We start from the raw sequence: 24,047 nt of genomic DNA, 5'->3' as shown, positions 1-24,047 counted from the left end.
GTGAAGCCTTGGGGAGCGCCGTCGGTCTGGGACAGGGGGGTCTCGGTCGATTTTCGGCTGAGCCTGTCCAGCAGGTTGCGCGTGATGGATCAGGTGCGACCAGTGGTTGTCGCTCGGGGGTGATCGCCGGTGATCAAGGTGCGAATGAGCGCCTCCGACACAGGCGCTCTCCTTCCCGAGGACGTAGCACTTCTCCCATCCCTGCCCGGCTGAGCCTTCGCAGAGGGCGAGTCAGGGCCGGAGATGTACGTCCGAGAAGGAGGAAAAGACAGTCATGAATTCCGTGGCTCGTGGTGGAACAAGATGGAAGCGGTTCGCCGTCGTCATGGTGCCGAGCGTTGCGGCCACCGCGGCGATAGGCGTCGCCCTCGCGCAGGGCGCTCTCGCGGCGTCGTTCAGTGTGTCGGGTCAGTCGTTCAAGGTCAGTGTCGACAAGCTCGAAGCCGACGGCATGATCCAGTACGGCGCCGTCGACGCTGAGAAGAACGGGACCCCTCACCCGGTCTCGGTCTCCGCGTTCAACTCGGCCGACCTCACCAACATGTGCCAGTCCGTGGTGACCCACGTGCCGGTCCTCGGTGACATCACGCTGCAGCTGAAGGCCGGTGGCGGCGGTAAGCCGGCGCACGCCGACAAGATCTACATCGATGTCGCGCAGCTCAAGGCGGACGCCGAGTTCACCAACATCAACATCGGTGTCGGTGCCGGGTCCTCCAGCCTCGGCCCGGGCATGAAGGGCGGCAAGGAGCAGGCCGACCCGAACGGCTTCGCGCAGGAGGCGGAGCACGCCACCCTGAAGGGCGTCGAGCAGACCGCCTGGGCGACGAGCGCCGGCACCTTCAAGCTCAACGGGCTGAACATGAGCCTGAAGAGGGGCAGCGGCAAGGGCATCGAGTGCTTCTAGGCCTCACCGCCTAGCAGCCACGATCACCCGCACCGCATCGCACGGAGGGGCGCGGGGGCATGGCCGGCACCGCTCGGCCGGGGTCCCGCGCCCGTATCCGCACATCACCACCGAACAGAACGCCAGTCCTGAGGAGCTGTACGACATGAGCGCCGAAGCGCAAGCAGGAGCAGGCGACAGGTTCGGCCACGCACGCCGGACGTTCCGCACTTGGCGCGGCCAACGCCCCTTCTGGGCAGGCCTGTTGACCGTGCTCGGCGGCATTCCGATCATGTACTTCCCGTACGCGAACCTCACGCTCGGCTCGATGACGATCCGGATGGCCACCACGGCCGGCGCCGGATCGTTGATCATCGGTGTCCTGCTCGTCGTGCTCGGCCTCACGATGTGGTTCCAGTACCAGTCCCGCGTCTTCGCGGGTGTCGCGGCGATCCTGCTCGCTCTGGTCTCCCTTGTCGTCTCCAACTTCGGCGGATTCGTCATCGGTTTCCTGCTGGCCCTGATAGGCGGCGCCCTCGCCGTCTCCTGGGCCCCGGCGAAGCCGCAGGAGGTGGCACCGGTGGCGGACACCGCCGTTGCCGAGACCGGTGACGCCGACTACGTGCCGCCGGTATCCGGCGCCACCTACCGCGTCGCGGGCGCACACCACGACGAGTCAGGGACGAGCCCGGATGACGGGACGAACGGGAGGCACCGTGCCGGCTGACGAGGTGCACCACGAGGACTCCGCGGGGGAGTCCCGTGCGAGAACCGGGCCGCGGCATGCAGCACCGAGGAAGCATCTTTTCAACAGGTTGCACATGCCCGCGGGCAAAGCGATCGCCATCGCGGCCATGCCCACGGCCGTACTGATGGGGATGGGGCTCACGCCCACGCTGGCGTCCGCCAAGGACAACCCCACCAAGTTCTCGGTGGACGACTACAAGGCATGCGCCGACGCCGTACAGGCGGAGCGCGACGCCAAGGACGGCAAGTCCGAGACGGAGAAGGACAAGGACGGGGCGTCCGCGACTCCGTCACCGTCCGCCTCGGCGTCCACGGGGAAGGACGCCGACAAGGACAGCACCAAGGGCGAGGGGACCAAGGGCGAGGGGACCAAGAGCGAGGGCACGGATCAGGCCGAGCCCACGCCCACCCCCACCGCCGAGAAGCAGAGCAGCGGCAAGAGCACCACGGAGACCGAAAGCAGCCAGGACGACAAGGACAGCAAGGCGGCTCAGGACACCGCCACGCCGTCCCCCTCGCCCTCCGCCTCCGAGACCAAGAACCCGCTCGACCCGCTGGGTCTCGGTGACGCGCTCAAGGACATCTTCACGCCGAAGGACAAGGAGACGGCCACTCCGACTCCGACCCCCTCGGCGTCGGCGTCGGCCTCGGAATCCCCGTCCAAGGACACCAAGGACGACCTCGGCTCCGCCGTCAAGGACACCGTCGAGGGCGTCGGCGACACCGCCAAGGACGCCACCGGCAAGGTCACCGACAAGGCCGGCGACGCGGTCAAGGACACCGAGGACGCCACGGAGAAGGCCGAGGGAGCGGCGGAGTCGGCGACCCCGACCCCTTCCCCGAGCGCCAGCGCCACCGGCATCCCCGAGGACTGCCCGGTCGCCACCGACGCCGAGGGCGCCGACGAGACCACCCCGGTCGCGCTGCCGGACAAGCCGTGGCGGCTGGAGGCCAGCTCGCTGCTGCTCAAGGGCGCGGACTACCAGGGCATCGTCAACGTCCGGATGGCCGACGGCACCGTCAAGCGCGTCATGAAGTACGTCATCTCGAACGGTACGGACATCGGGGACCTGCACCAGATCGCCCCGGGTTCCGGCGGCAAGTCCTCCCACATCCGCTCGGACAAGGGCTCGACGTCCACCATCCGGGGCGGGAAGACGACGATGTACACCGAGGAGCTGTCGGGCAACCTGCTCGGACTGATCCCCGCGACGTTCAACGCCGAAAACCCGCCGCCGATCAACCTGCCGATCCTGTACTTCACGAACGTGAAGGTCACGCAGGCCGCGCAGTTCGGCGGGAACCTGCACATCCCCGGTCTGACGATCTCCATCGAGGACGACTGACCGGCGTACCGACCCGAAGAACCACTCCGGGAGCCGCACACCACCGAGGGCGCCCCCTGTCTCGTACAGGAGGCGCCCTCGGTGCGTGTTCCGTCAGACGGTGCGGCGGCGGGTCAGTCGCGGCCGCCCAGGTGGTGCACGCGCACCATGTTCGTCGTGCCGGGGACGCCGGGGGGCGAACCGGCGGTGATGACGACGGTGTCGCCGTCGTTGAAGCGGTTCAGCTTCACCGTCTCGGTGTCGACCAGCTCGACCATCGCGTCGGTGGTGTCCACGTGCGGGACGACGTAGGACTCGACGCCCCAGCTCAGCGAGAGCTGGTTGCGGGTGTTCTCGTCCGTGGTGAAGGCCAGGATCGGCTGGGCCGCGCGGTAGCGGGACAGACGGCGGGCCGTGTCGCCGGACTGGGTGAAGGCGACCAGCGCCTTGCCGCCCAGGAAGTCGGCGATCTCGGCGGCGGCGCGGGCCACGGCGCCGCCCTGGGTGCGCGGCTTCTTGCCCGGCACGAGCGGCTGGAGGCCCTTGGAGAGCAGCTCCTCCTCGGCCGCCATGACGATCTTGGACATCGTCTTGACGGTCTCGATCGGGTACGCGCCCACGCTGGACTCGGCGGAGAGCATGACCGCGTCGGCGCCGTCCAGGATCGCGTTGGCGACGTCGGACGCCTCCGCGCGCGTGGGGCGCGAGTTGGTGATCATCGACTCCATCATCTGGGTCGCGACGATCACCGGCTTGGCGTTGCGGCGGCACATCTCCACGAGGCGCTTCTGCACCATCGGGACCTTCTCGAGCGGATACTCGACGGCGAGGTCGCCACGGGCCACCATGATCGCGTCGAACGCCGCGACGACGCCCTCCATGTTGGCGACGGCCTGCGGCTTCTCCACCTTGGCGATGACGGGGACCCGGCGGCCCTCCTCGTCCATCACCTTGTGGACGTCCTTGACGTCGTTGGCGTCGCGCACGAAGGACAGGGCGACCATGTCGCAGCCCATCTTCAGGGCGAAGCGCAGGTCCTCGATGTCCTTCTCCGACAGGGCGGGCACGTTGACGGCCGCGCCGGGCAGGTTGATGCCCTTGTGGTCGGAGATGACACCGCCCTCGACGACGATCGTCTTCACGCGCGGGCCGTCGATCTCGACGACGCGCAGCTCGACGTTGCCGTCGTTGATCAGGACCTGGTCGCCCTTGGAGACGTCGCCGGGCAGCCCCTTGTAGGTGGTGCCGCAGATCGACTTGTCGCCGGGCACGTCCTCGGTGGTGATGGTGAACTCGTCACCGCGCACCAGCTCGACGGGGCCCTCGGCGAAGGTCTCCAGACGGATCTTCGGGCCCTGGAGGTCGGCGAGGACGCCCACGGCGCGGCCGGTCTTCGTGGCGGCGGCCCGCACCCGGTCGTACCGACCCTGGTGCTCGGCGTGCGTGCCGTGGCTGAAGTTGAAGCGGGCCACGTTCATACCGGCTTCGATCAGCGAGACGAGCTGCTCTTCGGAGTCGACGGCTGGGCCCAGCGTGCAGACGATTTTGGAACGGCGCATGGAGGCGATCCTATCGGTTTGTTTCGCTACGGAATATTCCGTCTGGCGGAATCTACAAATGGGCGGGCGCGCGCTCAGTCGTTGCCGGGCGCGACCAGTGCGTAGGTCTGCTGCGCGATCTCCAGTTCCTCGTCGGTCGGCACCACGGCCACCGTGACCCGGGCGTACTCGGGCGAGATGATCCGCGCCTCGTCGGAATGTACGGAATTGAGCTCGCCGTCGACCGCGAGGCCCAGCTCCTCAAGACCCGCGACCGCAGCCTCCCGCACCGGCGCCGCGTTCTCACCGACCCCGGCGGTGAACGCGATCGCGTCCACCCGCCCGAGCACCGCGTAGTAGGCCCCGATGTACTTCTTCAGGCGGTGGATGTAGATGTCGAAGGCGAGTTTCGCCTCCTCGTCGCCCGCGTCGACACGGCGCCGGATCTCCCGCATGTCGTTGTCGCCGCACAGACCGACCAGGCCGCTCTTCTTGTTGAGGAGGTCGTCGATCGCGTCCGCGGACATGTTGCCCACCCGCATCAGATGGAAGATGACGGCCGGGTCCACATCGCCTGAACGTGTCCCCATCACCAGACCTTCGAGCGGCGTCAGGCCCATGGACGTGTCCACGCACACCCCGCCGCGTACCGCGGAGGCCGAGGCGCCGTTGCCCAGGTGGAGGACGATGACGTTGACGTCCTCGGGCTCCTTGCCGAGCAGCTCGGCCGTCTTGCGCGAGACGTACGCGTGCGAGGTGCCGTGGAAGCCGTAGCGGCGCACCCGGTGCTCGTCGGCGGTCTTCACGTCGATGGCGTAGCGCGCCGCGGACTCCGGCATCGTCGTGTGGAACGCGGTGTCGAAGACGGCGACCTGCGGCAGGTCGGGGCGGAGCGCCATCGCCGTACGGATGCCCGTGAGGTTCGCCGGGTTGTGCAGCGGCGCCACCGGGATGAGCCGCTCCACCTCCTTGAGCACGGCGTCGTCGATCACGGTCGGCCTGGAGAAGAACAGCCCGCCGTGGACCACGCGGTGCCCGATCGCGGCCAGGTCGGGGGAGTCGAGGCCGAGCCCGTCCCGGGCCAGCTCGTCGGCGACGGCCTTGAGCGCCTCCTCGTGGTCGGCGATGCGCTGCTCCCGCTCCCGCGCCCCACCGCCCTCGCCGGTCAGCGGGGTGTGCTTGAGGCGCGAGGTCTCCTCACCGATCCGCTCGACGAGGCCGGCGGCGAGCTTGCTGCCGTCGCCCATGTCGAGCAGCTGGTACTTCACCGAAGAGGAGCCGGAGTTGAGGACGAGGACTCGGGTCGCAGTCACGGATGAGGATGCCTTTTCGTCGGGTACGTGCGTTCGAAGTAACGGGCGCGGTCAGCCGGTCGGCGTCTGGGACTGGATCGCCGTGATGGCGACCGTGTTCACGATGTCCTGGACGAGCGCGCCGCGCGACAGGTCGTTGACCGGCTTGCGCAGCCCCTGGAGGACCGGACCGACCGCGATGGCGCCGGCCGAGCGCTGCACCGCCTTGTACGTGTTGTTGCCGGTGTTCAGGTCCGGGAAGATCAGCACGCTCGCCTGCCCGGCGACCTCGGACCCGGGCAGCTTGGTGGCGGCCACGGACGGCTCCACGGCGGCGTCGTACTGGATCGGCCCCTCGATCCTCAGGTCGGAGCGGCGCTCGCGGACCAGCTCGGTGGCCTCGCGGACCTTGTCGACGTCGGCGCCGGAGCCGGACGTGCCGGTCGAGTACGACAGCATCGCGATGCGCGGGTCGACGCCGAACTGGGCGGCCGTCACCGCGGACTGCATGGCGATGTCCGCGAGCTGCTGGGCGTCGGGGTCCGGGTTCACGGCGCAGTCACCGTAGACGAGGACCTTGTCGGCCAGGCACATGAAGAAGACCGAGGAGACGATCGCGGCCTCCGGCTTGGTCTTGATGATCTCGAAGGCGGGGCGGATGGTCGCGGCCGTGGAGTGCACGGAGCCCGAGACCATGCCGTCGGCCAGGCCCTCCTGGACCATGAGCGTGCCGAAGTAGTTCACGTCGGCGACCACGTCGTGGGCCAGCTCGACCGTGACGCCCTTGTGGGCGCGCAGCGCCGCGTACGCGGCGCTGAACCGGTCCCGCAGCTCGGAGGTCTGCGGGTCGATGACCTCGGTGTCCGCGAGGTCGATGCCCAGGTCGGCGGCCTTCTTGCGGATCTGCTCGACGGGGCCGAGCAGCGTGAGGTCGCAGACGCCGCGGCGCAGCAGCACGTCGGCGGCGCGCAGCACCCGCTCCTCGGTGCCCTCGGGCAGGACGACGCGGCGCCGCTGCGAACGGGCCTGCTCCAGGAGCTTGTGCTCGAACATCATCGGCGTGAGGCGGTCCGAGGACGGCGCCTGGATGGTCTTGAGCAGCCCGGCCGTGTCGACGTACCGCTCGAAGAGGCCGAGCGCGGTCTCCGCCTTGCGGGGCGTGGCCGCGTTCAACTTGCCCTCCAGGGCGAACAGTTCACCAGCCGTGGGGAAGGAGCCACCGCTCACGGCGACCACCGGGGTGCCCGGCGCCAGCCGGTCGGCGAGCTTGAGGATCTCCTCGCCGGGCCGCTCGTTCAGGGTGAGCAGGACGCCCGCGATCGGCGGCGTCCCGGCGCTGTGCGCGGCGAGCGAGCCGACGACGAGGTCCGCGCGGTCGCCGGGGGTGACGACCATGCAGCCCGGGGTCAGGGCGTTGAGGAAGTTCGGCAGCATGGCGCCGCCGAAGACGAAGTCCAGGGCGTCGCGGGCGAGCCCCGAGTCGTCGCCGAGGAGGACCGTGCCGCCGAGGGCGTGGGTGATCTGGGCGACGGTCGGCGCGGAGAGTGCGGGCTCGTCGGGCAGGACGTAGGTGGAGACCGGGAGGTGACCGGCGAGCTGCTCGTGGATGGCGTCCCGGTCCTCGGCGGCGACCCGGTTGGCGATCATGGCGAGGACGTCGCAGCCCAGGCCGTCGTAGGCGCGGTAGGCGTTGCGGACCTCGGCACACACCGAATCGGCGGTCTGCTTCTTGCCGCCGACGACGGGCAGCACGGAGGCGCCGAACTCGTTCGCCAGGCGCGCGTTCAGCGCCAGCTCGTCCGGAAGCTGCGTGTCGGCGTAGTCCGTACCGAGCACAAGGACGACGTCGTAGTCCCGGGCCACCACGTGGAACCGGTCGACCAGGAGCGAGAGCAGCTCGTCGGTGCCCTGCTCGGCCTGGATCGTGGCGGCCTCGTGGTAGCCGAGGCCGAAGACGGTCGCCGGGTCCTGGGAGAGCCGGTACCGCGCCCGCAGCAGGTCGAAGAGCCGGTCGGGACCGTCGTGGACGAGCGGACGGAAGACGCCCACCCGGTCGACCTGGCGGGTCAGGAGCTCCATGACTCCCAGCTCGACGACCTGGCGGCCGTCGCCCCGGTCGATCCCGGTCACGTACACGCTGCGCGTCACGCGTGCTCTCCGTTCCTGTCGTGACGTTTCCGTCGTCGTCCTGGGGGCCGGCCGTCCGCGGCCAAAAAAATGGCCATATCGAAAGCTGTGCCCTATTGACAATACCTCTGGCGCTGGCTAAGTCGCCCGCCGGACAAAAGCCCTGTACAGCCCCTTGTGCAGCAGGGTTCCCACGCCCCCGCACAGCATGCCGAAGCGCCCCGCCCGGCGGGGGCGAACGCGGCGCCTCGCGGGGCGTGGAAGAATTGCAGTGGCTCACACGTACCGGCAGCGAGCAGGAGACACAGCACGATGCGCATCGGAGTTCTGACCGCAGGCGGCGACTGCCCTGGACTGAACGCAGTGATCCGGTCGGTCGTGCACCGAGCCGTCACGCACTACGGCGACGAGGTGATCGGCTTCGAGGACGGCTACGCGGGCCTGCTCGACGGCCGCGCCCGGCCCCTCGACCTCAACGCGGTCAGCGGCATACTCGCCCGTGGCGGCACCATCCTCGGCTCGTCCCGTCTGGAGCGCGACAAGTTCCGCGCGGCGTGCGAGGACGTCAAGCAGCTCGCCGAGGCCGGCGGCTTCGACGTCCTCATCCCGATCGGCGGCGAGGGCACGCTCACCGCGGCCCGGATGCTCTCCGACGCGGGCCTGCCCGTCGTCGGCGTCCCGAAGACGATCGACAACGACATCTCGTCGACCGACCGCACCTTCGGTTTCGACACGGCGGTCGGCGTCGCCACGGAGGCGATGGACCGTCTGAAGACCACCGCCGAGTCGCACCAGCGCGTCATGGTCGTCGAGGTCATGGGCCGCCACGCGGGCTGGATCGCCCTGGAGTCCGGCATGGCCGGCGGTGCCCACGGCATCTGCCTGCCCGAGCGGCCCTTCGACCCCGCCGACCTGGTCAAGATGGTCGAGGAGCGGTTCGCCCGCGGCAAGAAGTTCGCCGTCATCTGCGTCGCCGAGGGAGCGCATCCCGCCGAGGGGACGATGGACTACGGCAAGGGGGCGATCGACCAGTTCGGGCACGAGCGCTTCCAGGGCATCGGGACGGCGCTCGCCTACGAGCTCGAGTCCCGGCTCGGCAAGGAGGCGCGGCCCGTCATTCTGGGCCACGTCCAGCGCGGTGGTACGCCGACCGCGTATGACCGGGTTCTGGCGACGCGGTTCGGGTGGCATGCGGTGGAGGCCGCCCATCGGGGGGACTTCGGCAAGATGACCTCGTTGCGCGGTACTGACATCACGATGGTGCCGCTCGCTGACGCGGTGACCGAGCTGAAGACTGTGCCCAAGGACCGGATGGACGAGGCGGAGTCGGTCTTCTAGGCGCGGGGTCGCGTCTGCGGGGCGGGCTTTCGTCGCCGGGTGCGCGTCCGTCGTGGCTGGTCGCGCAGTTCCCCGCGCCCCCGGGATGCGCACTTCGTGCGACATCCCTCAGGGCTACCCGTGGCGGACCCTCGACCAGAACTCGTCCAGGATCCGGTCCAGGAAGTTCCTGCCCGCGTCGCCCGACTCGGCGGACGCGCCGCCGCCCCAGCTCAGGGTCGAGGTCATCAGTGCCTGGTACTCCAGGTGCATCTCGTGCAGGACGTCCTCCGCCTCGCGGCGCTGTACCGGCACGAGTCGCGTGAGCGGGCGGACGTACGCCTGCCAGCGGGTGGTGGCCGCGCTGCGGAGGAGGTCCGCGAGCTGGGCGTCCCGGCCGGTGACCGTCGTGAAGGCCCGCGGAGCGAGCCGCAGGGTCGTGGCGAGGGCGCTGGACTGGCGGTCGTTGCCGCGCCACTGGCCCGTCTCCTCCATGCGGAGGTACGCGTGGAGGTCGACATTGACCTCCCGGGCGACGTCCTCGGGGGCGAGCCCGAGCGCGAGCCGGTGTTCGCGCAGGGTGCGCGGCGCGCCGATCAGCTCACCGGGGGAGCACCACAACGCCCCGGCCAGTGCGGTGAGTTCCCCGGCCAGGGGCGTCGCCTCGCCGCGCTCCCAGGCGATGATCGTCTCCGGCGTGATGTGCGCGAGTCCGTAGGACGCGCGCATGCCGTACGCGACATGGCCCGGCGCCATGCCGAGCGCCTCGCGCAGGCGACGGGCGGCAGGGGCGTTGAACGGCGGGGTCGGCTGTTGCGCCGCGGCGGTGTGCACGGGCACAAAGTAGGGGGGAACGGGCCGCTTGGCTACGGTGCGTTCAACATGCGTGACATGTCGTAGGAACGTACAGCTCTGAAGGACGTCACCCCTTGACCGCACCTCCGAGCGCGAAGCCCCCGCCGAACCGCCGTGAGACCAGCACGTACAGCAGGATGACGGGCGTCGAGTAGAGGACGGAGAAGGCCGCGAGCTGGCCGTAGACGACGGTGCCGCGGTTGCCGAAGAAGTCGTTGATGCTGACCGAGGCGGGCATCTGGTCGGGGGAGAGCAGCAGCATGAACGGGACGAAGAAGTTGCCCCACATCATGGCGAAGCAGAAGACGGTGACGACGGCGACGCCGGGCCCCATCAGCGGCAGCACGATCCGCACAAGCGACTGGAAGGTGCCCGCGCCGTCCGTCCACGCCGCCTCCTCCAGCTCCTTGGGGACGCCCTCCATGTAGTTCTTCATCAGCCAGATGGCGAACGGGAGCTGGGAGGCGGTGAAGAAGTAGATCGTGCCCGCCATCGTGTCGATCAGATCGACCTGCACGAACAGCGCGTAGACCGGGACCATGACCGCGGTGATCGGCAGACACGTCGCGAAGAGGATGGTCGTCAGGTACGGGTTGTTGAGGCGCGAGCGGTACCGGGACAGGGGATACGCGGCGAGCGCCGCGCAGACGACCGTCAGGGCGGTCGCGCCGCCGCACAGGATCAGACTGTTCAACAACGGTGTGAAGGTGATGTCCGGCTTCAGGACCGCGTCGAAGTTGTCGAAGGTGGCGTGCGACGGGAACTTCACCTTCAGGTTCGCGTCGGCGTCCAGCGAGGACAGCACCACCCACGCCAGCGGGAGCGCGAAGGCGACGGCGACGAGGAACAGCGTCGCGTCGGCGGTGACCCGGTTGCGGCGGGTACGGCTACGGGCCACTCATGCCTCCGAGCGCAGCAGGCGCATGTAGACCAGGGAGAACAGGGAGCCGACCACGAGCAGGAGGAGGGCGACGGCCGTGCCGTAGCCGATCATGCTCTTCTGGAAGGCCTGCTCGTACATGAACAGCGGCAGCGTCTGACTGTGGTTGCCGGGACCGCCCCTGGTCATGACCCAGATCAGCCCGAAGACGGACAGTGTCTGCAAGGTGTTGAGCATCAGGTTCGTGCCGATGGAGCGGCGGATCATCGGCAGGATGACATGCCACAGCCGCTGCCACGCGTTCGCGCCGTCGACCTCGGCGGCCTCGGTGATCTCCTTGGGGATCTCGGACAGCGCCGCCGAGTAGACGAGCATCGAGAACGCGGTGCCGCGCCACACGTTGGCGAAGGAGACGGCCAGGATCGGCAGCGTGAACAGCCAGTTCTGACCGGGCAGATGGAGCCAGTCGAGGATGGCGTTGAGCGTGCCCTCGCGCCGGAAGAAGGCGTACAGGAGAAAACCGGCGACGACCTCCGGCAGCACCCACGCCGTGATCACCACGGCCCCCGTGACCGTACGGACCGGCTTCGAGGCGCGCTGCATGAGCCCGGCGAGCGCGAGCCCCAGCGTGTTCTGGCCGACGATCGACGACAGGAACGTGAAGACGAGCGTGAGCCGCACCGCGTTCAGGAACGCGTCGTCCTTGAACGCGGCCCGGAAGTTGTCGAACCCGACGAACGACGAACTGGCCTGGCCGGTGAGCTGGAGGTCGGTGAAGGCGATGTACGCGCAGTAGGCGATCGGGCCCGCGAGGAACAGGGCCATGATGATCGTGGCCGGCGCGACGGGCAGGGCGCGCAGGGCGGAGCGGCGACGGATCACGTGACGGTGGACCCCTTCCAGTTACCGGACCACAACCGGCCCACGGCTAGGGCTTGCTGACGACCTTGCCGTCGGCCGCGGTCTTCAGCTCCTCGTCGTACGACGAGGCCGCCTTGTCCACCGAGGCGTCCCCGGTGGTCACCGACTCCATGGCCTCCTGGATCGCCGTGGAGACCTTCGGGTACGCGGGGTACGCCGGCCGGTAATGGGTCGTGGCGACCAGGTCGGTGAAGAACTTGATGCCGGGCTGCGCCTTCACGTACGCCGGTTCGGCGGCGACGTCCTTGCGGACCGCGATGCCCGAGTTGGCGATGTACCAGCGCTGGGCGTTCGCCTTGGTCTGCATCGTCTTGATGAAGTCGAAGGCGAGGTCGGGGTTGCCCGCCTTGCTGGGCACGGCCCAGGTCCAGCCGCCGGACATGGAGACCTTGCCGGGCGCCTGCCCGTTCTGCGTCGGCATGGTGGCGAGCCCCAGCTTCTGCGACCACTCGGGCCACTCGTGCCCGCTGCCCTTCAGCCAGTCCTGGGGCAGCCAGGAGCCGTCGAGGTTGATGCCGAGCTTGCCCTTGGGCAGCATCTCGCCGCGCACGCGGGTCGCCCAGTTCGGGTCGAGCGCGTCGGAGACGTCGGGCCCGAGCTTCTCCTTGAAGACGGTCTCGACGAACCGGAGGCTGTCCTTGAACCCCTCGGACCCGGCGATCCACTTGTTCGAGGAGGTGTCGTACAGCGGATCGCCGCTGCTCGCGCCCGGTGTCCCGTACAGGAGCATCTCGAACCCCTGCATGGTCGCGGCCTCACCGTTGGGCTTGCCGGTGTAGACGTTCAGCGGGACTGCGTCGGGCACCTTCTTCTTGATGGTGCGGGCGGCGTCGAGGACCTCGGCCCAGTTCTTCGGCTGCCAGGGCGTGGCGATGCCGGCCTTGGCGAAGATGGCCTTGTCGTACCAGAGCCCGCGGGTGTCGGTTCCGTCCGGAACGCCGTACGTCTTGCCGTCCTGGGCCTTCGCCGCGGTCTTCGCGGTGCCGATGAACTGGTCCCAGTCGGCCCACTTGGCGAGGTACTGGTCGAGCGGTTTCAGATACCCGCTGGTGATGTCCGAGTTGATGAGGAACGTGTCCTCGTAGACCAGGTCGGGCGCGGTCTTCGGCGACCGGAGCATCTGCTGGAGCTTCGTGTAGTACTCCGCGTCCGGGGCCTTGATCGGCACGAGCTCGACTTTCTTCCCCGGGTGGTCCTTCTCGAACTGCTTCTTCATCGCGGCCAGATAGGTGTCCATGACCTTGATCTGGTTGTCCGTCGACTGCTTGAACGAGACCTTGATCGTGTTCGCGTCGCTGCCGGAGCCGCCGCCGCACGCGGTGAGCGTTCCGGCGGCCAGTAAGGCGGTGGCGACGAGGAGAGGGGCGGTGGGGCGCACAGGCACGACCTCCTACGGAGCTCACGGGCATCGTTGCCGCGCGGGGCTGCCCGGAAACGTAAGGGCGGCTCCGGACCAAGGTCAATGGGCGTGCGCAGGGCCGCCTGAGGCACCTGTGACACGGGGGCCGGGTTGGAAAGTTAGGTAAGCCTAAGCTAACTTAACTCTCGGTTGCTCACCCAACACACTCATCTCTCAGGGAGATTGACGCCGCATGCCTCGCATCACGCCCAGGATCCGCCGCTCCGCCGCCGTCGTCGTGGCCCTCGTCGCCGGTGCCTCGGCGGCGCCCGCCGCCGTCGCCGCCCCGGGGACCGCCGCCGTCGCCGCGCCCGTCACCAAAGGCCTCTACCAGTCGGCGTACTCGGAGCGGAACCACGTCCTGTGGACCGCGTCGGCGGTGGGCCGCCCTCCGGTGACCACCTCCGCCCTCACCAAGGTCGACCCGAAGACCCTCAAGGTGCTCGCGACCTACACGCCGCCGGTCACCGACGAGGCCACGGGCGCGGTCGAGGCGGTCTACGGCGTCGCGGTTGACGACGAGCACAACACGGTCTGGGTGACGAACACCCGCAACAACAGCGTCGCGGTCTACAGCCAGCGCACCGGCGCCCACCTCGCGACCCTCCCGGACGTCGCCCACGCCCGCGAGATAGTCGTCGACGAGAAGCACGACACCGTGTGGGCGAGCGCCTTCGGCGACGGCAGCCTCGTCGCCTTTGACAGCCGTACGTACAAGGAGAAGAAGCGCGTCACCGTGGACGGCGCCGGCCCGACCGGCATCGCCGTCAACGAGCGCACCGGCACGGTCTACGCGGCCGACCTCACCAACGACCAGCTCATCGTGGTGAACCGCAGGTCCGCGACCCCCCGCCTGATCCCGACCGGCGACGGCCCCCTCTCCGTAGCCCTCTCCGCCAACGGCCGCACGGCGTACACGGCCGACAACACGGCGGGCACCGTCTCCGTCGTCGACCTGGAGAAGGGCCTGGTCACGAAGTCCGTCGCGACCGGCGCGGGCGCGCTCTCGGTGGCCACCGACGCCCGCAGCGGCAAGGTCGTCACGGTGAACCGCACGGCCGCCACGGCCACGGTCGTGGACCCGCGCAAGGGAACGGTGACCAAGACGATCACCACGGGCGCCAACCCCAACCACGTCGAGACCGCGAACGGCACGGCCTATGTGGTCGACAAGTCCGGCACGGGCCCGACGGGCGAGGACCAGCTCACCCGCTTCCGCATCGGCTGATCACTTCCAGGTGTAGATCAACTCGGGCCGGCCGACCTGCCCGTACTGCGGACTGCGTACGGCCAGGCCCGAGTCCACCAGATGCTCCAGATACCGCCGGGCGGTGATGCGCGAGGCACCGACGGCCTCGGCGGCACCGGAGGCGGTCATCCCCTCGGGCGCCACCTCACGCAACGCCTGAGTGACCCGCTCAAGGGTGGGGGCGCTGAGCCCCTTGGGCAGAGCGGCGGGCGCGGGCGACCGCAGATTGGCGAGGGCCCGATCGACCTCGGCCTGCCCGGTCGCCTCCCCGCTCGACGTCCGGTACTCGGCGTACCGAAGCAGCCGGTCCCGCAAGGTGGCGAAGGTAAAAGGCTTGAGCACGTACTGCACGACACCGAGCGACACGCCCTCCCGCACCACGGCCAGATCACGCGCCGAGGTGACGGCGATGACATCCGCGTGATGCCCGGCGGCCCGCAAGGACCGGGCGAGCGCGAGCCCATGCCCGTCGGGCAGGTGCAGATCGAGCAGAATCAGCTCGACGGGCGCCCGCTCCAGGGCCCGCCGCGCCTCCGCCGCGCTGTGGACTTTGCCGACGGTGACGAACCCGGGCACCCGGTTGACGTACAGGGCGTGCGCGTCGGCGGCGACAGGATCGTCCTCGACCACGAGCACACTGATCCGCGATTCGGTCATGGCGTGGTGGTCCCGTCCTGAGAAAGAGTGGCAGCGCTCGAATGCAGGGGCAGCCGCACACTGAACTCGGCGCCCCCTTCCCCCGACTGTGCCAGCTCGAGCGTCCCCCCGTTGCGCCGCACGGCCTGCCGTACGAGGGCGAGCCCGAGCCCGCGACCGCCGGGCCCCGCCGGCTTGGTCGACCAGCCCCGCTCGAAGACGGCGTCGGAGTGCTCCGGATCGACGCCGGGCCCACTGTCGGCGACCCGCAACACCAACACATCACCGCTGGCCCGAGCGGTCACGGTGACGCGCGCCCGCAAGGACCCCTGAGCAGCGTCAACGGCGTTGTCGACGAGATTGCCGAGCACGGTGACAAGGTCCCGGGCAGCCAGCGCCTGCGGCAGCACCCCGTCATCGATCCGCGTATCACCGGCGACGACCAGCTCGACGCCCCGCTCATTGGCCTGAGCGGCCTTACCGAGCAGCAGGGCGGCAAGCACGGGCTCACTCACGGCCCCCACCACCTGATCGGTGAGCGCCTGAGCAAGCTCAAGCTCAGCAGTAGCGAAATCAACGGCCTCATCGGCCCGCCCCAGCTCGATCAGCGAGACAACGGTGTGCAACCGATTCGCCGCTTCATGAGCCTGCGACCGAAGAGCCTGCGTGAAGCCCCTCTCGGAATCCAACTCACCCATCACGGACTGGAGTTCGGTGTGATCGCGCAGGGTGACGACAGTGCCGCGCCGATCGCCGCTGGCCACCGGCGAGGTGTTCACGACCACGACCCGGTCGGCGGTCAGATGCACTTCGTCGACCCGGGGTTCGGCGGCGAGAAGCGCTCCGGTGAGCGGAGCAGGAAGCCCGAGCTCGGCAACCCCGAGCCCCACGACCTCTTCGCCGACCCCCAACAACTCCCGGGCCCCGTCATTGATGAGAGCGACCCGCCGCTGCCCGTCGAGCATGACGAGCCCTTCCCGCACGGCATGAAGGGCGGCTTGGTGATAGGCGTGCATCCGGCTCAGCTCACCGGCATTCATCCCATGCGTGTGCCGCCGAAGCCGGGCATTGATGAAGTAGGTCCCGATCCCTCCGAGCACAAGGGCAGCCCCCGCCACACTGGTGACGGCAAGCACCTGCCCCCGCGCCTGTGCGGTTATCTCCTCAATGGTGATCCCGGCACTGACGAGCCCGACGACTTCCCGCCCGGCCCCGTAGACCGGGGTGACGACACGCACGGAGGGCCCGAGAGTCCCCGTATACGTCTCGGGAAACGTCCGCCCCTCCAACGCGGGCCCGATGTGCCCGAGGAACCGCTTCCCGATCTGCGTCTCATCGGGGTGCGTCCACCGAATCCCGCGCGGATCCATGATCGTCACGAAGTCCACCCCAGTGTGCCGCTGCACGTCATCGGCGTAGGGCTGCAGCCGGACGGACGGATCACCGCCCCCCTCGATGGCGGCCCGCACGGACGGCGAGTCGGCGACAGCCCGGGCGGCCGCGGTCGCCTGCCGCTGAGCGGCCCGCTGCGCCTGCCCCCGGTCACTGACGTACGTGAACAAGGCGCACCCCGCGACGACAACAGCGACAAGCACGGCCTGCATCGCGAAGAGCTGGCCGGCGAGGCTACGCGGAAGGGGGAGGCGCATACGGCCAGTGTGCCGGGTCGTATAAGCGCGAACTAAATGAACGGAAGGGTGACGGTCCTCACGGCCTGGGAGATAGTCACCGGGATTCGCAGACCGTGAGCCGCACGGCCTGTGCGTACAAGAACCCTTCCCAACCGTTCCAGTACGCCGACGTCGTCGTCAGGAGGAACCGTGGCCGAGACCGCGCCCGCGACCAAGCCCCCCGCCGCAAAACGGGACCGCACGCACTACCTCTACATAGCCGTGATCGTCGCGGTGCTGCTCGGCATCGCCGTCGGCTTCATCTGGCCCGACTTCGCCAAGGAGCTCAAGCCCCTCGGCACGGGCTTCGTGAACCTGATCAAGATGATGATCTCCCCGATCATCTTCTGCACGATCGTGCTCGGCGTCGGTTCGGTCCGCAAGGCGGCGAGCATCGGCAAGGTAGGCGGCTTGGCCCTCGCCTACTTCATCGTCATGTCGGGCGTCGCCCTGGCCATCGGCCTCCTGGTCGGCAACATCCTGCACCCCGGTGACGGCATGCACCTGACCGAGGCGACGAAGGAGGTCGGCCACACCGCGGCCAAGGACGCGGCGGAGGGCCCGGTCGACTTCATCCTGGGCGTCATCCCGCACACCCTGGTCTCGGCCTTCACGGAGGGCGAGGTCCTCCAGACCCTCCTGGTCGCTCTCCTCGTAGGCTTCGCGCTCCAGGCCATGGGCCGCTCCGGCGAACCGGTCCTGCGCGGCGTCGAGCACATCCAGAAGCTGGTCTTCCGCGTCCTCGGCATGATCATGTGGGCGGCCCCCGTCGGCGCGTTCGGCGCGATGGCGGCGGTCATCGGCGAAACGGGCGTGGACGCCCTGAAGGCCCTGGCCACGATCATGGTCGGCTTCTACGTCACGTGCGCCCTGTTCGTAGGCATCGTCCTGGCCCTGATCCTCCGCTTCGCGGCAGGCTTCAACATCTTCGCCCTCCTGAAGTACCTGGGCCGAGAGTTCCTCCTGATCCTCTCGACCTCGTCCTCCGAGTCGGCGCTGCCCCGCCTGATCGCGAAGATGGAGCACCTGGGCGTGAGCCGCCCGGTGGTCGGCATCACGGTCCCGACCGGCTACTCCTTCAACCTCGACGGCACGATGATCTACCTGACCATGGCGTCCCTCTTCATCGCCGACGCCATGGACCAGCCGATGAGCATCGGCCAGCAGATCGGCCTGCTCCTCTTCATGATGATCGCCTCGAAGGGCGCCGCAGGCGTCTCGGGCTCCGGCATCGCGGTCCTCGCGAGCGGCCTCCAGTCCCACAAGCCGGCCCTGGTGGACGGCGTCGGCCTGATCGTCGGCATCGACCGCTTCATGAGCGAGGCCCGCGCCCTGACGAACTTCGCGGGCAACGCCGTGGCCACCTTGCTGATCGGCACGTGGACGGGCGAGGTGGACCGCGCGAGGGTCCAGCGGGTCCTCGCGGGCGACCTGCCCTTCGACGAGCGCACCCTCCTCGACACGACGGAGGACGACAAGAGCGACACCGAGCCCTCGCCGCCGCGCGCGGACGGGGCGAAGGAGCCGGTCACAGCCTGACCGAGAAGTAGAACTGGCGGGGCCGGGCACAGATGTGCCCGGCCCCGCTTGTACGACCGGCGGTCGATGGCGTAAGGTCCTTCGAGTTGTCACGGAGCCGACCGGCCCCGCCGGCAACACTTCCGCCGCTCAAAGCGGCACCCACACATCAGCATGATCTCCCCCTGGGATTGTTTTCGGCGTGCCCGAATTCAATTCGCCTCGGCCCGATTAGGAACGAGAGCGGGAATCAGCTAATGTCAGGGACGTCGGAACGGCCCAACGGCCCGGAAGGCAAACCCGGTTGACAGGGAATCAGGCCCGAAAGGATCTGATAGAGTCAACACCGCAGGAAGGCCGAAGGCCGGAAAGCGAAAGAAGTACCGAGCAAGACCCCGAGGAAATCGGATCGGAAAGATCTGATAGAGTCGGAAACGCAAGACAGCAAGACCGAAGGGAAGCGCCCGGAGGAAAGCCCGAGAGGGTGAGTACAAAGGAAGCGTCCGTTCCTTGAGAACTCAACAGCGTGCCAAAAGTCAACGCCAGATATGTTGATTACCCCGTCTCCGGCCGTCATCTGATGGTTGGGACGAGGTTCCTTTGAAACAAAACACAGCGAGGACGCTGTGACCGGACGGGACTATTCCTCCCGCCCGGTCCGCTCTCGTGGTGTCACCGGGATATCCCGGAAACATTCACGGAGAGTTTGATCCTGGCTCAGGACGAACGCTGGCGGCGTGCTTAACACATGCAAGTCGAACGATGAACCACTTCGGTGGGGATTAGTGGCGAACGGGTGAGTAACACGTGGGCAATCTGCCCTTCACTCTGGGACAAGCCCTGGAAACGGGGTCTAATACCGGATAACACTTCCGTCCTCCTGGACGGTGGTTAAAAGCTCCGGCGGTGAAGGATGAGCCCGCGGCCTATCAGCTTGTTGGTGAGGTAATGGCTCACCAAGGCGACGACGGGTAGCCGGCCTGAGAGGGCGACCGGCCACACTGGGACTGAGACACGGCCCAGACTCCTACGGGAGGCAGCAGTGGGGAATATTGCACAATGGGCGAAAGCCTGATGCAGCGACGCCGCGTGAGGGATGACGGCCTTCGGGTTGTAAACCTCTTTCAGCAGGGAAGAAGCGAAAGTGACGGTACCTGCAGAAGAAGCGCCGGCTAACTACGTGCCAGCAGCCGCGGTAATACGTAGGGCGCAAGCGTTGTCCGGAATTATTGGGCGTAAAGAGCTCGTAGGCGGCTTGTCACGTCGGTTGTGAAAGCCCGGGGCTTAACCCCGGGTCTGCAGTCGATACGGGCAGGCTAGAGTGTGGTAGGGGAGATCGGAATTCCTGGTGTAGCGGTGAAATGCGCAGATATCAGGAGGAACACCGGTGGCGAAGGCGGATCTCTGGGCCATTACTGACGCTGAGGAGCGAAAGCGTGGGGAGCGAACAGGATTAGATACCCTGGTAGTCCACGCCGTAAACGGTGGGAACTAGGTGTTGGCGACATTCCACGTCGTCGGTGCCGCAGCTAACGCATTAAGTTCCCCGCCTGGGGAGTACGGCCGCAAGGCTAAAACTCAAAGGAATTGACGGGGGCCCGCACAAGCAGCGGAGCATGTGGCTTAATTCGACGCAACGCGAAGAACCTTACCAAGGCTTGACATACACCGGAAAACCCTGGAGACAGGGTCCCCCTTGTGGTCGGTGTACAGGTGGTGCATGGCTGTCGTCAGCTCGTGTCGTGAGATGTTGGGTTAAGTCCCGCAACGAGCGCAACCCTTGTTCTGTGTTGCCAGCATGCCCTTCGGGGTGATGGGGACTCACAGGAGACCGCCGGGGTCAACTCGGAGGAAGGTGGGGACGACGTCAAGTCATCATGCCCCTTATGTCTTGGGCTGCACACGTGCTACAATGGCCGATACAATGAGCTGCGATACCGCAAGGTGGAGCGAATCTCAAAAAGTCGGTCTCAGTTCGGATTGGGGTCTGCAACTCGACCCCATGAAGTTGGAGTTGCTAGTAATCGCAGATCAGCATTGCTGCGGTGAATACGTTCCCGGGCCTTGTACACACCGCCCGTCACGTCACGAAAGTCGGTAACACCCGAAGCCGGTGGCCCAACCCCTTGTGGGAGGGAGCTGTCGAAGGTGGGACTGGCGATTGGGACGAAGTCGTAACAAGGTAGCCGTACCGGAAGGTGCGGCTGGATCACCTCCTTTCTAAGGAGCACTTCTTACTCGGACTTGTCCGGGTCAGGGGCCAGTACATCGGCGCACGTTCGATGCTGGTTGCTCATGGGTGGAACGTTGACTATTCGACCTGGTTGTCGGGTCGGAGGCTGTGAGTACTGCCCCTCGGGGCGTGGAAAGCATGATCTCCGGACGGGACCGGGTCGGGCACGCTGTTGGGTATCTGAGGGTACGGACTTGTTCCTGACCTCAATGCCGGCCCCGGTGAAGATCTGCGTGAGCGGGTTGTGACGGGTGGTTGGTCGTTGTTTGAGAACTGCACAGTGGACGCGAGCATCTGTGGCCAAGTTTTTAAGGGCGCACGGTGGATGCCTTGGCACCAGGAACCGATGAAGGACGTGGGAGGCCACGATAGTCCCCGGGGAGTCGTCAACCAGGCTTTGATCCGGGGGTTTCCGAATGGGGAAACCCGGCAGTCGTCATGGGCTGTCACCCGCTGCTGAACACATAGGCAGTGTGGAGGGAACGCGGGGAAGTGAAACATCTCAGTACCCGCAGGAAGAGAAAACAACCGTGATTCCGGGAGTAGTGGCGAGCGAAACTGGATGAGGCCAAACCTACGACGTGTGAGACCCGGCAGGGGTTGCGTCGTGGGGGTTGTGGGATCTCTCTTCTGTCGTCTGCCGGCGACAGGACGAGTCAGAAACCGTTGATGTAGGCGAAGGACATGCGAAAGGTCCGGCGTAGAGGGTAAGACCCCCGTAGTCGAAACGTCAGCGGCTCGTTTGAGAGACACCCAAGTAGCACGGGGCCCGAGAAATCCCGTGTGAATCTGGCGGGACCACCCGTTAAGCCTAAATATTCCCTGGTGACCGATAGCGGATAGTACCGTGAGGGAATGGTGAAAAGTACCGCGGGAGCGGAGTGAAATAGTACCTGAAACCGTGTGCCTACAAGCCGTGGGAGCGTCGCGCAAGGAACTTGTTCCTTGCGTCGTGACTGCGTGCCTTTTGAAGAATGAGCCTGCGAGTTTGCGGTGTGTTGCGAGGTTAACCCGTGTGGGGAAGCCGTAGCGAAAGCGAGTCCGAATAGGGCGACATAGTAGCGCGCTCAAGACCCGAAGCGGAGTGATCTAGCCATGGGCAGGTTGAAGCGGAGGTAAGACTTCGTGGAGGACCGAACCCACCAGGGTTGAAAACCTGGGGGATGACCTGTGGTTAGGGGTGAAAGGCCAATCAAACTCCGTGATAGCTGGTTCTCCCCGAAATGCATTTAGGTGCAGCGTCGTGTGTTTCTTGCCGGAGGTAGAGCACTGGATAGGCGATGGGCCCTACCGGGTTACTGACCTTAGCCAAACTCCGAATGCCGGTAAGTGAGAGCGCGGCAGTGAGACTGTGGGGGATAAGCTCCATGGTCGAGAGGGAAACAGCCCAGAGCATCGACTAAGGCCCCTAAGCGTACGCTAAGTGGGAAAGGATGTGGAGTCGCACAGACAACCAGGAGGTTGGCTTAGAAGCAGCCACCCTTGAAAGAGTGCGTAATAGCTCACTGGTCTAGTGATTCCGCGCCGACAATGTAGCGGGGCTCAAGCGTACCGCCGAAGTCGTGTCATTGCAGCAATACGCCCAACGGCGGCTGTGATGGGTAGGGGAGCGTCGTGTGCCGGGTGAAGCCGCAGCGGAAGCTAGTGGTGGACGGTTCACGAGTGAGAATGCAGGCATGAGTAGCGATACACACGTGAGAAACGTGTGCGCCGATTGACTAAGGGTTCCTGGGTCAAGCTGATCTGCCCAGGGTAAGTCGGGACCTAAGGCGAGGCCGACAGGCGTAGTCGATGGATAACCGGTTGATATTCCGGTACCCGCTGTGAAGCGTCAAACATCGAATCCAGTGATGCTAAGGCCGTGAAGCCGTTCCGGACCCTTCGGGGAATGGAAAGTGGTGGAGCCGCCGGCCCGATCTGGTAGTAGGTGAGTGATGGGGTGACGCAGGAAGGTAGTCCAGCCCGGGCGGTGGTTGTCCCGGGGTAAGGGTGTAGGACGTGATCCAGGTAAATCCGGTTCACATGAGTCTGAGACCTGATGCCGAGCCGATTGTGGTGAAGTGGATGATCCTATGCTGTCGAGAAAAGCCTCTAGCGAGTTTCATGGCGGCCCGTACCCTAAACCGACTCAGGTGGTCAGGTAGAGAATACCGAGGCGTTCGGGTGAACTATGGTTAAGGAACTCGGCAAAATGCCCCCGTAACTTCGGGAGAAGGGGGGCCATCACCGGTGATGACATTTACTGTCTGAGCTGGGGGTGGCCGCAGAGACCAGCGAGAAGCGACTGTTTACTAAAAACACAGGTCCGTGCGAAGCCGTAAGGCGATGTATACGGACTGACGCCTGCCCGGTGCTGGAACGTTAAGGGGACCGGTTAGTGCACTTTCGGGTGTGCGAAGCTGAGAACTTAAGCGCCAGTAAACGGCGGTGGTAACTATAACCATCCTAAGGTAGCGAAATTCCTTGTCGGGTAAGTTCCGACCTGCACGAATGGCGTAACGACTTCTCGACTGTCTCAACCATAGGCCCGGTGAAATTGCACTACGAGTAAAGATGCTCGTTTCGCGCAGCAGGACGGAAAGACCCCGGGACCTTTACTACAGTTTGATATTGGTGTTCGGTTCGGCTTGTGTAGGATAGGTGGGAGACTGTGAACTCTGGACGCCAGTTCAGGGGGAGTCGTCGTTGAAATACCACTCTGGTCGTGCTGGATGTCTAACCTGGGTCCGTGATCCGGATCAGGGACAGTGTCTGATGGGTAGTTTAACTGGGGCGGTTGCCTCCTAAAGAGTAACGGAGGCGCCCAAAGGTTCCCTCAGCCTGGTTGGTAATCAGGTGTTGAGTGTAAGTGCACAAGGGAGCTTGACTGTGAGACCGACGGGTCGAGCAGGGACGAAAGTCGGGACTAGTGATCCGGCGGTGGCTTGTGGAAGCGCCGTCGCTCAACGGATAAAAGGTACCCCGGGGATAACAGGCTGATCTTCCCCAAGAGTCCATATCGACGGGATGGTTTGGCACCTCGATGTCGGCTCGTCGCATCCTGGGGCTGGAGTCGGTCCCAAGGGTTGGGCTGTTCGCCCATTAAAGCGGTACGCGAGCTGGGTTTAGAACGTCGTGAGACAGTTCGGTCCCTATCCGCTGTGCGCGTAGGAGTCTTGAGAAGGGCTGTCCCTAGTACGAGAGGACCGGGACGGACGAACCTCTGGTGTGCCAGTTGTCCTGCCAAGGGCATGGCTGGTTGGCTACGTTCGGAAAGGATAACCGCTGAAAGCATCTAAGCGGGAAGCCTGCTTCGAGATGAGGACTCCCACCCCCATGAGGGGTTAAGGCTCCCAGTAGACGACTGGGTTGATAGGCCAGATCTGGAAGCCCGGTAACGGGTGGAGGTGACTGGTACTAATAGGCCGAGGGCTTGTCCTCAGTTGCTCGCGTCCACTGTGTTGGTTCTGAAACCACG

General features: G+C 66.4%; 15 protein-coding genes and 2 rRNA genes. 8 read left to right on the top strand and 9 right to left on the bottom strand.

Going from position 1 to position 24,047, the window contains the following annotated elements:
- The first annotated feature begins 274 nt into the window (after positions 1-274).
- The 3 genes from N5I75_RS01665 to N5I75_RS01655 all read left to right on the top strand — a co-directional run bounded on the left by N5I75_RS01665 (position 275) and on the right by N5I75_RS01655 (position 2,976).
- Positions 275-904 carry a DUF6230 family protein gene (locus N5I75_RS01665; RefSeq protein ID WP_476673478.1) on the top strand — a complete coding sequence of 210 codons (630 nt, stop codon included), beginning with the start codon at positions 275-277 and terminating at the stop codon, positions 902-904.
- Positions 905-1,049: 145 nt separating this feature from the next.
- Positions 1,050-1,610, top strand: coding sequence for a DUF6114 domain-containing protein (locus N5I75_RS01660; protein WP_476673476.1), 561 nt, complete (start codon positions 1,050-1,052; stop codon positions 1,608-1,610).
- A gap of 94 nt (positions 1,611-1,704) precedes the next feature.
- A complete protein-coding gene (locus N5I75_RS01655; protein WP_476673475.1) occupies positions 1,705-2,976 on the top strand; it encodes a hypothetical protein in 1,272 nt (423 codons plus the stop codon).
- A 113-nt stretch (positions 2,977-3,089) separates the two neighbouring features.
- Here N5I75_RS01655 and pyk read toward each other — a convergent pair whose 3' ends face one another.
- From pyk to pta, 3 genes are all read right to left on the bottom strand, one after another.
- Positions 3,090-4,514 carry a pyruvate kinase gene (gene pyk, locus N5I75_RS01650; RefSeq protein WP_476673473.1) on the bottom strand — a complete coding sequence of 475 codons (1,425 nt, stop codon included), beginning with the start codon at positions 4,512-4,514 and terminating at the stop codon, positions 3,090-3,092.
- Positions 4,515-4,588: 74 nt separating this feature from the next.
- Entirely contained in the window at positions 4,589-5,806 is a 1,218-nt protein-coding gene (locus tag N5I75_RS01645) for an acetate kinase (protein WP_476673471.1), read from the bottom strand.
- 51 nt (positions 5,807-5,857) lie between these two features.
- Complete coding sequence (pta, locus tag N5I75_RS01640) at positions 5,858-7,933, bottom strand: phosphate acetyltransferase (RefSeq protein ID WP_476673469.1); 2,076 nt, start codon at positions 7,931-7,933, stop codon at positions 5,858-5,860.
- Positions 7,934-8,224: 291 nt separating this feature from the next.
- Here pta and N5I75_RS01635 point away from each other — a divergent pair, with 291 nt between their 5' ends.
- A complete protein-coding gene (locus N5I75_RS01635) occupies positions 8,225-9,250 on the top strand; it encodes a 6-phosphofructokinase (RefSeq protein WP_476673467.1) in 1,026 nt (341 codons plus the stop codon).
- A 114-nt stretch (positions 9,251-9,364) separates the two neighbouring features.
- On the opposite strand, the gene N5I75_RS01630 is transcribed toward N5I75_RS01635, so the two are convergent.
- The 4 genes from N5I75_RS01630 to N5I75_RS01615 form a co-directional block, all read right to left on the bottom strand.
- Positions 9,365-10,063: a helix-turn-helix domain-containing protein gene (locus tag N5I75_RS01630; protein ID WP_476673465.1), complete on the bottom strand. Its 699-nt coding sequence runs from the start codon at positions 10,061-10,063 to the stop codon at positions 9,365-9,367.
- Positions 10,064-10,151: 88 nt separating this feature from the next.
- On the bottom strand, positions 10,152-10,982 hold the full coding sequence (locus N5I75_RS01625; protein WP_476673463.1) for a carbohydrate ABC transporter permease: 831 nt from the start codon (positions 10,980-10,982) through the stop codon (positions 10,152-10,154).
- The gene (locus tag N5I75_RS01620; RefSeq protein ID WP_476673849.1) at positions 10,983-11,789 is read right to left on the bottom strand and encodes a carbohydrate ABC transporter permease; all 807 of its coding nucleotides are present in this window, start codon (positions 11,787-11,789) and stop codon (positions 10,983-10,985) included.
- Positions 11,790-11,892: 103 nt separating this feature from the next.
- Positions 11,893-13,263: an extracellular solute-binding protein gene (locus N5I75_RS01615; RefSeq protein ID WP_476673461.1), complete on the bottom strand. Its 1,371-nt coding sequence runs from the start codon at positions 13,261-13,263 to the stop codon at positions 11,893-11,895.
- 214 nt (positions 13,264-13,477) lie between these two features.
- Between N5I75_RS01615 and N5I75_RS01610 the strand changes: the two genes are divergently transcribed.
- Complete coding sequence (locus N5I75_RS01610; protein WP_476673459.1) at positions 13,478-14,512, top strand: YncE family protein; 1,035 nt, start codon at positions 13,478-13,480, stop codon at positions 14,510-14,512.
- On the opposite strand, the gene N5I75_RS01605 is transcribed toward N5I75_RS01610, so the two are convergent.
- Positions 14,513-15,190, bottom strand: a complete 678-nt coding sequence (locus N5I75_RS01605; protein WP_476673457.1) for a response regulator — start codon at positions 15,188-15,190, stop codon at positions 14,513-14,515.
- The gene (locus N5I75_RS01600; protein ID WP_476673455.1) at positions 15,187-16,818 is read right to left on the bottom strand and encodes a sensor histidine kinase; all 1,632 of its coding nucleotides are present in this window, start codon (positions 16,816-16,818) and stop codon (positions 15,187-15,189) included. The genes N5I75_RS01605 and N5I75_RS01600 overlap by 4 nt, the downstream gene beginning before the upstream one ends.
- A 171-nt stretch (positions 16,819-16,989) precedes the next feature.
- On the opposite strand from N5I75_RS01600, the gene N5I75_RS01595 reads away from it, so the two are divergent.
- The 3 genes from N5I75_RS01595 (at position 16,990) to N5I75_RS01585 (ending at position 24,010) form a co-directional block, all read left to right on the top strand.
- A complete protein-coding gene (locus N5I75_RS01595; RefSeq protein ID WP_476673453.1) occupies positions 16,990-18,378 on the top strand; it encodes a cation:dicarboxylate symporter family transporter in 1,389 nt (462 codons plus the stop codon).
- A 673-nt stretch (positions 18,379-19,051) separates the two neighbouring features.
- A 16S ribosomal RNA gene (locus N5I75_RS01590) occupies positions 19,052-20,577 on the top strand.
- A gap of 311 nt (positions 20,578-20,888) precedes the next feature.
- Positions 20,889-24,010 (top strand): 23S ribosomal RNA (locus tag N5I75_RS01585).
- The 16S and 23S rRNA genes sit together here, the layout of an rRNA operon.
- The last annotated feature ends 37 nt before the right edge of the window (positions 24,011-24,047 follow it).

The organism is Streptomyces sp. R818 (genome assembly GCF_056172735.1).
This window is presented reverse-complemented; position numbering and strand designations above follow the sequence as displayed.